The sequence below is a fragment of the Alkalibacterium sp. m-11 genome (assembly GCF_054658155.1).
Genome location: NZ_BAAGIR010000061.1, coordinates 1 through 12,182, shown reverse-complemented (window position 1 = coordinate 12,182; position 12,182 = coordinate 1). Strand labels below are relative to the sequence as shown.

The following is a 12,182-nucleotide window of genomic DNA, read 5'->3' as shown; positions in this document are numbered from 1 at the left end:
CAAAAGTCAAGTAATAAGCATAAAAATGTGAAAAAATTTAAAAAAAGAAAATAAGTGGAGGGAAAACTCAAAAGAGAAAACCCTAAATCCACTTATATAGAGCATCTATAGTTTCCTAGGTGTCTCTCAGATTAAGGGGGGGAAGAGGTGCCTTTTTGTATTTTAATTGATAGAGCAACGATAGTTGCATTAAAACAACACGAAAAAACAAAAAAATTGGTAATTACTAAAAATACAGAGGAGAGATAGATATGAAGAAATTAGCCAAATTAACTGCCTTAACGATGACAGCCGGGATGCTTTTAGCCGCTTGCGGAGATGCCAATGACACGGACGACGATCTGCCAGGTATGGAAGATGACATGAACGGTGGACTTGAAGACGACGGCATGGACGACGGTCTAGAAGATGACGGCATGGAAGATGATGGTCTAGGCGACGACCTGGAAGACGACACAGACGAGTAATCGCAGACTCTGACTAATCATCAGAAACTATATTAAATATAATAGGGAGAGATTCATAATGAAAAAATTAGCTAAATTAACTGCACTAACTATGACAGCAGGCATGCTATTAGCCGCTTGTGGAGATGCCAATGATGTAGACGACGATCTGCCAGGAACTGAAGAGCCTGCTGATGATGATCTGGATGGTGGCATTGAAGACGACGGTCTAGATGATGATCTGGATGACGACGCGTAATTCAGAACAGAAAATTAGCTAGAAAACTCAATTAGGGAGCGATTAGATGAAGAAATTGGCAAGACTTACAGCACTGACCATGACAGCCGGGATGTTATTGGCAGCCTGCGGAGATGCAGATGATACTGATAGCGAATTGCCGGCAACTGAAGAGCCAGCCGACGATGAACTGAACGGTGACTTGGATGATGGCATGGACAATGACCTCGACGGGGACCAGGATGATGATATTGACTCCGGTCTGGACGAGGAAGGTCTTGACTTCGAAGAAGACGATCCAGACGATGAACTCGGTGACGACGGACTAGAAAGCGAAACCGATGATCTGGATGAAGACCTAGACGACGAAGACGAATAATTTCTAATCGAATATTATAAAAAGACGACCTGTTCAAAGGGTCGTCTTTTTTGCGCGAGAGCTAGCTTTGAGTATTAATCCAGTAGCGCATTCTGCTTAGCTGTCACAGTGTCGTCTTTTATATAAACACGAGGGATTCTTTTCCCGATGCCGCAGAGTATTTCATAATGAAAGCTGTCGGTCAAATCAGCCATTGTATAAATAGAAGGCTGACCTTTACCAGGGTCTCCTATAAAGACAAGATCATGATCTTTTGAGAAATCATCGATCTGACTGACATCTACCATAAGCTGGTCCATACAGATGCGACCGACGATAGGGGCTTTATCTTCTCCACAGGTCAGATGCCATCTATTGGAAAGCTCTCTCGGAATCCCATCCGCGTAGCCAAGAAGGATCGTTGCAATCATTTCCTCTTTGGTAGTCTGATAGGTTCTTCCATACCCGATACTTTCCCCTTTATTCATCTGCTTGACAAATGCTGCATGAGTCGACAATGTCATGACTGGCTTCAAATCCAGTTTGTCTTGCAGTGCTATATCGGGGTGATAACCAAATAAAGAAATGCCGGTACGGATCATATCCAAGTCAAATTCGGGATATAAAAGTGCAGCTGCTGTATTGCTGCAGTGGCGCATCTCAAAAGTGAATCCTTCTGTTTCCAGATAATCTGCAATAGATTGAAAGAACGCAAACTGCTTTTTCGTGTACGATGGGTCATCAGTATTTTCTGCTTCTGCAAAGTGAGTGAAAATGCCTTCAAACGAAATGTGTTCAGCTGCCATTGTCTGACATAGTGTAAGTGCTTCTTCTTCCGACCGAGCACCGATTCTACCCATTCCGGAGTCAACTTTCAAATGAATACGTACAGTTTGCTTGGTTTGACTGGCATGATGATTAACGGCCTCAGCTATCTCCTGTGAAAAGACAGTAATTGAAATGTTGTTTTTAATAGCCGTCGGTATCGTATCTGGTTCAATCGGACTCAGCAGAAGAATCGGTTTTGTAATTCCGGCGTCTCTCAGTTCCATTGCTTCATCCAGTACAGCAACAGCCAGATAATCTATGTCTTCCTTTTCAAGATGACGTCCGATTTCGACTGCACCGTGTCCATAAGCATCGGCTTTGATGACCCCCATGAATTTAGTTTTTTCAGATATATGATTTCTCATTTGATGATAGTTGTAAGATACCTTATCTAAATCGATTTCTGCTTTAGTGTATCTGTAACTTCCATAACTCATCTGTTTCATCTCCTTTGTACCTATTATTCTAACATGAAGAGCCTGAATGAGAACTGAAAAATGCTAAATCTTAGTGATTTTCAGCTTATATTGGTATGATATGGATATAATGAAAAGTGACATGCAATGAAAGAGATGGAAGGAGAAACGATGTATGTTAAATAAAACTAAACTAGCTTTACTGAGTGGAACAGCCTTGTTGATGGTAGCCTGTGGAGAGGATGAGGTCACTCAACTGGAAGACAGCGGCACTGAAGATGTGACAGAAGATGAAGGAGAAGTTGAGGAAGATTCTCTTCTGGAAGATGCGGGGACAGACGAAGAATTCACTTCACTTGATGTTGATATGGTTGACAGTGACGGTACCTATGTAGGGTCTGCAGTGTTTGATGAAGATGAGAATGGTGTCACACTCAATCTGAATCTCGAAGGACTGCCAGCCGGGGAGTACGGCATGCACATCCATGAAGTCGGACAAGCCACTCCGCCAACATTTGAAGATGCCGGGGATCATTTCAATCCAACTGATGCAGAGCACGGGTTTGATGCTGAGGACGGGTATCATCTAGGCGACCTGCCGAACCTTGTTGTGCCTGAAAATGGAATCGTCAGTGAAACGATTGAGATACCAGATGTATCTCTGTTGCCTGATGCAGAATATACTTTGGCTACAGAAGAGGGAACGTCTCTAATCATTCATACTGAAGCAGACGACTATGAATCACAACCTACTGGAGATGCAGGAGATCGTATGGCCGGCGGTGTGATTTTTGCACCTCAGGAATAAGCGAATAAAGTTAACTGTACCGGATCAGCCAGCGCTGGTTCGGTTTTTCATCTGAATAGTCATTTTTCTTAATAGTACTGTTTAGCTAGGAAATTGCACTAGTATAGCGGAAAGAATTACGATTTAATAGCTACGGAACTCAAGAAGAAAACCCACCTGAGTTAGGGTGCAATCCCGATAGCTAAGGAACTCGGGACGAACATCCACCTGAGTTAGGGTGCAATCTCGATAGCTACGGAACTCAAGAAGAAAATCCACCTGAGTTAGGGTGCAATCTCGATAGCTACGGAACTCAAGAAGAAAATCCACCTGAGTTAGGGTGCAATCCCGATAGCACCGGAACTCGCGACAAATATTCACCTGAGCTAAGGTACTATCCCTAAAGTAACAAGACTCTGACTGAGAGTCTTGTGAGACGAAGGAGATTCTCAAAATTGAACGGATGATAATCTGAAAATGACACCTTGTCATGCGTCTGGATTTTAGGTATGATAAAATCATTCATAAGAAAAGGATGAGAGCCAGATGAAAATAACTACAGATTTACTGAAACAGTTTAAACATGACTTTGACAAAAATCCGGTCAATCATGCTGTCAAGAATGCGATGTCAAAGGTAGGCCTTAACAAGTCGTCTATAGACAATAACTTGACCAGACGCCACTCCTTCGTATTCTCTCATGAAACTAAAAAAGGAGACATCACGAATCAGAAGTCCTCTGGGCGATGCTGGATGTTTGCTGCATTAAACACTGCAAGGGTAGACACAATGAAAAAGCTGAATGTGAAGACCTTTGAATTTTCTCAAAATTACACATTGTTCTGGGATAAACTGGAAAAATCAAATTACTTTCTGGAAAGTGTCATTGAAACAGCCGGCGAGCCCTTAAACTCTCGTCTCGTTCAGCATCTGCTGCTCGATCCGATTCAGGACGGGGGGCAGTGGGATATGTTTTCGGGTCTACTTGAGAAATATGGTGCTGTTCCAAAATCAGTTATGCCGGAAACGTTCCATTCATCAAATACAAGGGAACTGAATCAGCTTCTGACTGCCAAACTAAGAGAATTTGCTGCTAAACTGAGAGACAGTCACAAAGCAGGAAAATCATCAGATGAGCTGACTGAACAGAAAGAAGTTTGTCTGTCATTTGTTTACGGCCTGCTGACTAAGACACTGGGAGAGGTCCCTCAGACTTTCTCATACGAATATAGAGATGAAGATAATCAGTTTCACAGACTGACGGATATCACCCCACAAGATTTCTTTAAGCATTATGTATCATGGGATCTGGATGAACGTATTTCTCTGATCAATGCACCAACGGAAGATAAGCCTTATGGAAAAGCGTATACCGTCAAGTATTTAGGAACGGTCAAAGAAGGAAAAGCAATTACTTATGTCAATGCACCAATTGAAGTGCTGAAAGAAGCAGCGATTGCTTCTATCAAAGATGGGGAGCCGGTCTGGTTTGGCTGTGATGTCGGGAAAATGCTTGAGAGGGAAGCTGGAATCATGGACGATAAAGCCTATGATTATGAAGCGACATTAGGTGAAACGGTAGAGCTTACGAAAGCTCAGCGCTTGGATTATGGTGAGAGCCTGCTGACGCATGCGATGGTTTTTGTCGGGGTTGATCTGGACGATCAAGGTAATCCAATCAAATGGAAAGTTGAAAACAGCTGGGGAGATAAGAACGGCGACAAAGGAATATACTCTATGAGCGATAAGTGGTTCGATGAGTATAATTATCAAGTTGCTGTCAAACGCCAGTACATTGATGAAGAGTGGCTGAAAGCTCTGGACCAGCCAGTCGTTGAGCTTGAGCCATGGGATCCGATGGGGTCTCTCGCCTTAGTGAAATAATTGAAAAATAAAATACGTATACGCGCAAATTGCTCTGCGCGTATACGTATTTTTCATGTTCAGGAAACGGTATCTGCCTAATTACTCAAGTGTTATGAAAAGAGCTCGATAGCCAGAACTATGGAAGAGCTTATAGCTCCACCAATGATAAAGTACATAATCATTTGTAGAAGAATGAACCACGAAAGATCATCTAAGTGTTTCTCTTCTCCCGAGATGACCCTGGAGGAGATGAAGTATCCGATCCCAACGCCTATGCCCAGTATAGGAAACAGCTGTTGAATCTGATCCGGACGCAGCAGGCCAAACAGGAGACCAACGAGAAATCCGAAAAGTTGGAGCCATCGTCTTTTAGTTTTCTTTGACATGATGATCCCTCCTTGTATTATATGTTTATAGTTAATCAGTGGTTATCCTAACTATAACATGTCAGAGTTGAAGAGTATTGAAAAAAGACATGCTTCCAGAACTTGGAAGACATGCCTTTAATTATGATTACTGTAATATAGAAGGTGCGCCAGGGCCAAGTGGCAGTCCAAGAACATACCAGACAACCAGTAGAAGTGACCAAGAGATTAAGAACGCAATGGTGTAGGACAGCATCGTTGAAATGATGGTACCCAATCCACTCTTCTTGTCGTAACGTTGAGCGAAGACAAGAATCATTGGAAAGTAACTCATTAGTGGTGAAATAACGTTTGATGAAGAGTCGGCGATACGGTAAGCCATCAAGGTCATTTCAGGTGCAATATTCACTTCAAATAACATAGGAACAAATACAGGTCCCATGATTGCCCATTTTGCAGAGGCAGAACCCATGAATAAGTTGATAAAAGCAGTGAGTAGGATAAATGCTAAAATCAATGGAAGTCCGACAAATCCGATAGCTTCTAGGAATTCAGCACCGCTTACAGCCAGGATGAATCCTAGGTTAGTATACGAGAAATAGTTGATGAACTGAGCTGCGAAGAAGGCCAGTACAAGGTAGCCGCCCATTGAGCTCATTGATTCTGACATCCCTTTGACAAAGTCATGAGAAGTCTGGATTTTACCTGTTGTTTTACCATACACATATCCAGGGATGGCAAAGAGCAGGAAGATCATGAACAAAAGTCCTTGAGAAAGGAAGTTATTCAGTGTCATTTCGCCAGTTGCTTCATCTAGCATTCTAAGTGGCGCATTTTCTGGAATCATCAGCAAAGCCATAATTCCCAGGAAGACAAGCAAAGCAATCAGAGCATTGCGCATTCCTTTGTTTTCTTTGTCAGTAATTGGTTCGTCATTTGGCTTGTAGTCGCCATCGTATTCCCCAAGCCGTGGCTCGACAAATCGTCTGGTAACAAAGGCCCCGACAATTGTCAGTAAAAAGGTAGAGACGATAAGGAAGTACCAGTTTGCTGTAACAGCAACTTCATACTCAATACCAGCAGAAGTAAGTGCTTCATTAGTGATACCAACAAGCAATGCATCGGTCGGTCCGAAGATCAGGTTGGCAGAGAATCCGGCAGAGACCCCTGCAAAAGCTGCAGCTAGACCGGCAATCGGGTGTCTGCCTGCTCCAGCAAAGACAATTGCTCCAAGTGGGATAACCACTACATAACCTGCATCGGAAGCGATATTAGAAATGATACCTGCAAATACAACCGTTGCTGTCAGTAAGTTGGCAGGGACATTACTTAAAAGTTTTTTCAGCGAGACAGAAATAAGTCCTGTCCACTCAGCAACTCCTACCCCTAGCATAGCAACAAGAACCGTACCTAAAGGCGCGAATCCTGTAAAGTTACTTACTGCACTATTGAAAATATGTGCAATACCCTCTCCATTCATTAATGAAACGGCTTCAATCGTTACTTCTTCACCAGCGCTTGCATCGAAATAGTCGACAGTAACGCCAAGTCTAAAGACGAGTTCAGAAATCAGGACGATGAAAAGAGCTAAAGCAATGAAAATAATAACTGGGTGTGGAAGTTTATTTCCGACACGCTCGATCATGCCCAAAAATCCTTTATTAGTGTTCTGTTCAGAATCACTCATAAGTTTGTTTCCTCCTTAAGTAATTTTGAAGCGTAAGCTAATCTTACTAATGACCATCAAGTTGGAGATAATCATTAGTAAGATTAAATTTTGGCTCCATTTGATATTGTACTATGAATTCTATTTTAGTACAAATCCCATTTTTATTTCAATATAATATAATCAATTATATCGGTTTTTCTAGTTATTTTTTTATATGGCCAGTTATCAATGGTTGGATACGGTTTTATACAAGAGAAAGGGATGAGGAGATGATTAGAAGGGGAGAATAGGGATAAGAATTGTAATTCTATATTTTTGCTTTTATAATTTAATTAGAATGAAGAATACGAGGAGAAAACTAGTGTACCTATCATATGAAGAAACGAAAGACATTGCCTACTATATGTGCGACCGGACTCAGCGGCTCACTTTACCTATGCTTGTGAATCTTCTGCTGGATGTATCTGAAAAGCAGTCAGACTCCCTGAAACGTGGAGAAGCATACATTAGAGACAGAGGGTTGAGCTGGATCATTCTGCACTATGCCTTTGATATCGGCCGTATGCCAAGGCTGAATGAGACAGTCTACATTGAAACCTTTGCCACAGAATATAATAAGCTGTTTACCTATAGAACGTTTATTGTAAGAGATTCGAACAGAACTGAATTAATTAAAGTAGAAACGACCTTTGCATTACTTGACAGCGAAAAGAGGAAAATGGCGCGCATACCTGAAGATATTGTTGCCCCATACAAAGCTGAGTACTCAAAAAGAATCAGACGAAATACGAAACCGGATGAGGTCGATTCAAAAGAGTATAATGAAAAGCAGTATGCCGTACGCTACTTTGATATAGATGGAAATAACCATGTCAATAATTCTCATTATATCAACTGGATACTAGACAGTCTCGACAGTACATTCCTGCTGGACCATGATATCACCAGCGGGGTAATTACATTTAATAAGGAAATCAGTGAGCATCAGCTCGTCTTCAGTCAGTCCAGTATCAGAAAAGAAGAGAACCTTTATTCTGATCATATAATAAAGACAGAAGACACAGTCCATTGTGCTGCTACATTTACATGGAAAAATGGAAAAAGGAGGAATACGAATGGTCACAATCAATGATATTGCCAGAAAGGCGGGTGTAGCAAAAAGCACAGTCTCCCGATACCTCAATAACGGATCTGTCAGTCTGGAAACACGAAATAAAATTGAAGAGATCATCAGAGAAACTGGATACACGCCTAACAATTTTGCACGAAGCCTCAAAGCGCAGAAGACGAATATGATCGGTGTCATCATTCCGAGACTTAGTTCCGCATCTACAAATGAAGTCCTGTCGGGGATAGATGAGTGCTCCAGACAGCTCGGCTATCAGCTGATCATAACCAATTCCGATCAGGACAGCGAGCGTGAATTCGAAAATATTCAGACCTTGTCAAAACAGAAAGTAGAAGGCATCATCATGTTCGCCCGTGAACTGACACCTGAACATATCGAAGCTGTAAAACAGACTCAGACGCCGTTTCTATTCATCGGACAGAGAGCTGAAGACATACACAGCATCATTCATCAGGATTATGAAGCAGGAGAGAAGATTGGGAAGTATGCATTGGAACTGGGGCATCGTTACTTTCTTTTTGTCGGAGTGCCGGAAAAAGACCGGGCAGTAGGGGTAGAACGCAAGCAGGGATTCCTTGACACCGTTAAAGCGTGTCATGGGATAACCATCGACACTATTGAAACAAACTTCTCCCGCTCGTCTGCATATCAGAAGGCACTGAAGTTTCTCCCTGAGACTATGGCCACTTATATTGTCTGTGCGACGGATAACATAGCCGTAGCTGTGCTTAAAGCATCTAAAGAACTAGGTTATAGTGTTCCAGAAGACTTTTCCTTATCAGGCTTTGGTGGATATGAAGCAACGGCTTACGTTTCACCGACGATAACTACAGTGAGCTATCCGTACAGAGAAATGGGGCTGGAGTCGGTGGACAAACTGGTCAAACTCATAAATAAAGAGGAAGTTCCTCATGTTAGTGAAATGAAAAACGAGCTGGTCATCAATCAGTCGACCACATTTTTTAAGAAAGTGTAGAAAGTGCTTTCTTTTCTCTTGCAATTAGAACCGGTTCCTGTTATCCTTTAAAGGAACCGGTTCTAACAAAGGAACAGGACTAATATGAAAACGGTTAAAAAGGAAAGGAAGGATCATATGAAGTACGAAGAGTCAATTAATAAACTATTCGAAGCAGTCGGAGGTAAGGAAAATATTCAGAATTACGAGCACTGTGCGACACGCTTGAGAATTATTTTGAAAGATGATAAGAAAGTAGATAAAGAGAAAGCTGAAAACGTTCCTGAATCTAGAGGATATTTTTTCAACACTGGACAACATCAGTTTATCTTCGGTACAGGGAAAGTAAACTCAGTCTATAGTGAATTAGAACAAGTCATGGGTGGAAGTGCCAACGGGTCAGATGACTTTAAGGATAACGTTTATCAGAATCTTAATCCAGTCCAACGTGTCGTGCGTATTTTAGCAGATATTTTAGTACCGCTGATTCCTGCACTGGTCACCACAGGACTTTTGATGGGAGTTAGAGGTTTACTCCTTGAACTTGGATTAAACATGGATGAAAGTACACTTACATTATTTGAAATGCTTACTGATACAGCCTTCGCATTCCTGCCAGTACTTATAGCGTACAGTGCGACAAGGAAATTCGGTGGAAATCCGATTTTAGGTATCGTCGTAGGATTAATGATGGTCGCTCCGCAACTTCCTAACGCATGGGCAGTAGCAGCAGGTAATGCAGATCCGTTAGTAATTTTTGGCCTTGACATAGTGGGATACCAGGGATCAATTTTCCCTGCAATCATAGTAGGGTGGATGGTCTCTAAACTCGAAAAATGGTTCAGGACATTTATTCCTCAAATGATGGACCTGGTCGTCACCCCGTTTTTATCTATTACAATTACACTTTCAGTTATGCTATTTATCTTAGGTCCGATTCTTCAAGTAGCAGAGTCTGCAGTTATTAATAGTATTGTGTACCTTATAGAAGCACCGTTAGGTATAGGCTATATAATCTTTGGCGGACTACAGCAGCTCGTTGTTATCACAGGACTGCATCACTCAATTGGAATAATTGAAATCAGTCTTCTGAATAATACTGGAGAAAACATCATTCAGACTCTGACTACTGTAAGTATGGCTGGCCAGTTCGGAGCAGCTATCGGAGCTTCACTGCTATTTAAAGATAAGGTCAAACGGTCAAATGCAATCAGTTCAGCTGTTCCAACACTATTCGGTATCACTGAACCGCTTCTTTTCGGAGTGAACTTGAGATCTCTAAGAGTGTTTGGCTCAGGTATCGCGGCTGGTGCACTAGGTGGCTTCGTAACATACCTATTAGGTCTAACATCTACTGGTATGGGAATCACATTTCTTCCAGGACTCCTCCTTTACACTGGAGACTGGATTGCTATGATTCAGTATATAGCCGTAACAGCCATTTCATTTACTGCTGGCTTCCTGTTAGTTAGAGTGCAAGGTAGTGCGATAAGAGAAAGTTTTAAATAAGAGGAGAAGTTGATGAGTAATTTGAATGAAACTTACTGGGAAACATTTGAAGCAAAAAGAAAAAAACTTAAGAGTAAAATTGCGAATGATCCATGGCGTCTGTCTTTTCATCAGATGCCGGAAACGGGATGGCTGAATGATCCAAATGGGGCTGTTCAGTTTAAAGGAATTTATCACTTGTATTACCAGTATGTACCGGATAATCCTGAGGGAGGACTGGTACACTGGGGACACAAGACATCTAAGGACATGGTGCACTTTCAGGAAGAAGAGCTCTTTCTTTCACCTGATCAGTCTTACAATAAAGATGGAGTTTACTCAGGAAGTGCCTTTGTGAAGGACGATGAGATTCATTTCTTTTATACCGGCAATGTAAAACATCCGGGAGACCACGATCATACATTCAGCGGTCGTGAACAGAATACCGTTCATATTGTCAGTAAAGACGGCTTTACTGTTGACCATGAAGAAGTTGTGATTCCTCACGAGGACTACCCTGAAGGATTTACGGATCACATTCGTGACCCGAAAGTTTTTGAAAAGGACGGGAAGTACTATATGGTACTTGGTTCTCGGGCCTTGAATCATCGAGGGAAAATACTGCTTTACCGTTCGACGGACCTTTATTCGTGGGACTACGCAGGGGTATTCCTTGAAGGTGAAAAAGAAATGGGCTATATGTGGGAATGCCCGGATTTCTTCGAAACTGACGATAAAGACGTTCTGATTTTCTCACCTCAGGGACTGAAAGCGACGGCTCATGAATTCGAAAGCACGCATAATTCGGGTTACTATCTGGGTTCAGTCGACTGGAGTTCAGAGACATTCATACCTGAAAGTTCGTTTAAAGAGCTTGACCGTGGCTTTGACTTTTATGCCCCTCAGACATTTGAGGACGAATCCGGGCGACGCATTCTCTGGGGATGGATGGGATTAGGAGATACTAAACCCGAGTACAGTAATCCGACCGTTGCTCGAGGCTGGCAGCACGCCATGACTCTGCCCAGGGAACTCACTGTAGAGAATGGACAGTTGAAACAGCGGCCACTCAAAGAATACGAATCACTTAGAAAAAATGAAGTTAAGACAGCAGTAAAAGTATCTGAATCGTATGAACTGGAAAATCAGAACCCTCGCACATTCGAACTGATTCTGACTCTAGAGAAACTTGGCGAATCACTGTCTGTCCATATGAAAGAGGATACGGTCCTCTCATATGACGGACAGATCTTCAGCTTAGCTCACGGGCCTTCCGGCTTTGGGCGTTCTGAGAGAACAGTCGAAGTTGAGGATCTGACTCGCATCCATGTCATTGCTGATACTTCTTCGATCGAGATTTTTCTTAATGATGGAGATTACGTCCTTTCAACTCGTGTCTATCCGAAACATGAGAAAGATACGATCCGTTTTGAAGGGGATGCTGAACTGTCGATTGAGAAATGGGATCTTGAAATCTGACCATTGAACTACCCCCACTTACTCGCTAACGCTCCTTGAAGTGGGGGATTCCTGAGAACACCAACCTATCGGTCGGTTACTTTATCAGGCTAACCCCGTAATCCCTACGGTTAATCGCAACGCTTCGTTGCGAAGATTCATGCTTGCGTTAATATCTC

At 42.3% G+C, this 12,182-nt stretch carries 12 protein-coding genes; 9 read left to right on the top strand and 3 right to left on the bottom strand.

Translation table 11 applies throughout. From position 1 onward, the window contains the following. The first annotated feature begins 251 nt into the window (after positions 1-251). From ACYQ2O_RS07485 to ACYQ2O_RS07475, 3 genes are read left to right on the top strand one after another with little or no spacing between them, the layout of a single operon-like run. The gene (locus ACYQ2O_RS07485) at positions 252-467 is read left to right on the top strand and encodes a hypothetical protein (protein ID WP_459770615.1); all 216 of its coding nucleotides are present in this window, start codon (positions 252-254) and stop codon (positions 465-467) included. A gap of 58 nt (positions 468-525) precedes the next feature. Beyond that, positions 526-705: a hypothetical protein gene (locus ACYQ2O_RS07480; RefSeq protein WP_459770617.1), complete on the top strand. Its 180-nt coding sequence runs from the start codon at positions 526-528 to the stop codon at positions 703-705. 46 nt (positions 706-751) lie between these two features. Further along, positions 752-1,063: a hypothetical protein gene (locus ACYQ2O_RS07475; RefSeq protein WP_346024484.1), complete on the top strand. Its 312-nt coding sequence runs from the start codon at positions 752-754 to the stop codon at positions 1,061-1,063. A 74-nt stretch (positions 1,064-1,137) separates the two neighbouring features. Here ACYQ2O_RS07475 and alr read toward each other — a convergent pair whose 3' ends face one another. Further along, complete coding sequence (gene alr / locus ACYQ2O_RS07470; RefSeq protein WP_459770619.1) at positions 1,138-2,307, bottom strand: alanine racemase; 1,170 nt, start codon at positions 2,305-2,307, stop codon at positions 1,138-1,140. 154 nt (positions 2,308-2,461) lie between these two features. On the opposite strand from alr, the gene ACYQ2O_RS07465 reads away from it, so the two are divergent. Together ACYQ2O_RS07465 and ACYQ2O_RS07460 are read left to right on the top strand one after the other, a co-directional pair. After that, positions 2,462-3,094 carry a superoxide dismutase family protein gene (locus ACYQ2O_RS07465; RefSeq protein WP_459770621.1) on the top strand — a complete coding sequence of 211 codons (633 nt, stop codon included), beginning with the start codon at positions 2,462-2,464 and terminating at the stop codon, positions 3,092-3,094. A 525-nt stretch (positions 3,095-3,619) separates the two neighbouring features. Continuing rightward, complete coding sequence (locus ACYQ2O_RS07460) at positions 3,620-4,957, top strand: C1 family peptidase (RefSeq protein WP_459770623.1); 1,338 nt, start codon at positions 3,620-3,622, stop codon at positions 4,955-4,957. 92 nt (positions 4,958-5,049) lie between these two features. On the opposite strand, the gene ACYQ2O_RS07455 is transcribed toward ACYQ2O_RS07460, so the two are convergent. Further along, a complete protein-coding gene (locus ACYQ2O_RS07455) occupies positions 5,050-5,325 on the bottom strand; it encodes a hypothetical protein (RefSeq protein ID WP_459770624.1) in 276 nt (91 codons plus the stop codon). A gap of 127 nt (positions 5,326-5,452) precedes the next feature. Then, positions 5,453-6,991, bottom strand: coding sequence for an AbgT family transporter (locus ACYQ2O_RS07450; RefSeq protein ID WP_459770626.1), 1,539 nt, complete (start codon positions 6,989-6,991; stop codon positions 5,453-5,455). 343 nt (positions 6,992-7,334) lie between these two features. Here ACYQ2O_RS07450 and ACYQ2O_RS07445 point away from each other — a divergent pair, with 343 nt between their 5' ends. The 4 genes from ACYQ2O_RS07445 to ACYQ2O_RS07430 all read left to right on the top strand — a co-directional run bounded on the left by ACYQ2O_RS07445 (position 7,335) and on the right by ACYQ2O_RS07430 (position 12,024). Further along, positions 7,335-8,105 (top strand): acyl-[acyl-carrier-protein] thioesterase, encoded by a 771-nt coding sequence (locus ACYQ2O_RS07445; RefSeq protein WP_346024478.1) that lies wholly within the window; start codon positions 7,335-7,337, stop codon positions 8,103-8,105. Further along, complete coding sequence (locus ACYQ2O_RS07440; protein WP_346024477.1) at positions 8,089-9,078, top strand: LacI family DNA-binding transcriptional regulator; 990 nt, start codon at positions 8,089-8,091, stop codon at positions 9,076-9,078. Before ACYQ2O_RS07445 ends, ACYQ2O_RS07440 begins: the two co-directional genes overlap by 17 nt. A 117-nt stretch (positions 9,079-9,195) precedes the next feature. Then, positions 9,196-10,566 carry a PTS transporter subunit EIIC gene (locus ACYQ2O_RS07435; RefSeq protein WP_346024476.1) on the top strand — a complete coding sequence of 457 codons (1,371 nt, stop codon included), beginning with the start codon at positions 9,196-9,198 and terminating at the stop codon, positions 10,564-10,566. Positions 10,567-10,578: 12 nt separating this feature from the next. Beyond that, positions 10,579-12,024 carry a glycoside hydrolase family 32 protein gene (locus ACYQ2O_RS07430; protein WP_459796336.1) on the top strand — a complete coding sequence of 482 codons (1,446 nt, stop codon included), beginning with the start codon at positions 10,579-10,581 and terminating at the stop codon, positions 12,022-12,024. Positions 12,025-12,182: the final 158 nt, after the last annotated feature.

Bases quoted from the DNA above. Each gene is read 5' to 3' on its own strand.
- ACYQ2O_RS07460 (WP_459770623.1), top strand. From the start codon at position 3,620: ATGAAAATAACTACAGATTTACTGAAACAGTTTAAACATGACTTTGAC.
- alr (WP_459770619.1), bottom strand. From the start codon at position 2,307: ATGAGTTATGGAAGTTACAGATACACTAAAGCAGAAATCGATTTAGAT.
- ACYQ2O_RS07430 (WP_459796336.1), top strand. From the start codon at position 10,579: ATGAGTAATTTGAATGAAACTTACTGGGAAACATTTGAAGCAAAAAGA.
- ACYQ2O_RS07435 (WP_346024476.1), top strand. From the start codon at position 9,196: ATGAAGTACGAAGAGTCAATTAATAAACTATTCGAAGCAGTCGGAGGT.
- ACYQ2O_RS07450 (WP_459770626.1), bottom strand. From the start codon at position 6,991: ATGAGTGATTCTGAACAGAACACTAATAAAGGATTTTTGGGCATGATC.
- ACYQ2O_RS07455 (WP_459770624.1), bottom strand. From the start codon at position 5,325: ATGTCAAAGAAAACTAAAAGACGATGGCTCCAACTTTTCGGATTTCTC.
- ACYQ2O_RS07480 (WP_459770617.1), top strand. From the start codon at position 526: ATGAAAAAATTAGCTAAATTAACTGCACTAACTATGACAGCAGGCATG.
- ACYQ2O_RS07485 (WP_459770615.1), top strand. From the start codon at position 252: ATGAAGAAATTAGCCAAATTAACTGCCTTAACGATGACAGCCGGGATG.
- ACYQ2O_RS07475 (WP_346024484.1), top strand. From the start codon at position 752: ATGAAGAAATTGGCAAGACTTACAGCACTGACCATGACAGCCGGGATG.
- ACYQ2O_RS07440 (WP_346024477.1), top strand. From the start codon at position 8,089: ATGGTCACAATCAATGATATTGCCAGAAAGGCGGGTGTAGCAAAAAGC.
- ACYQ2O_RS07465 (WP_459770621.1), top strand. From the start codon at position 2,462: ATGTTAAATAAAACTAAACTAGCTTTACTGAGTGGAACAGCCTTGTTG.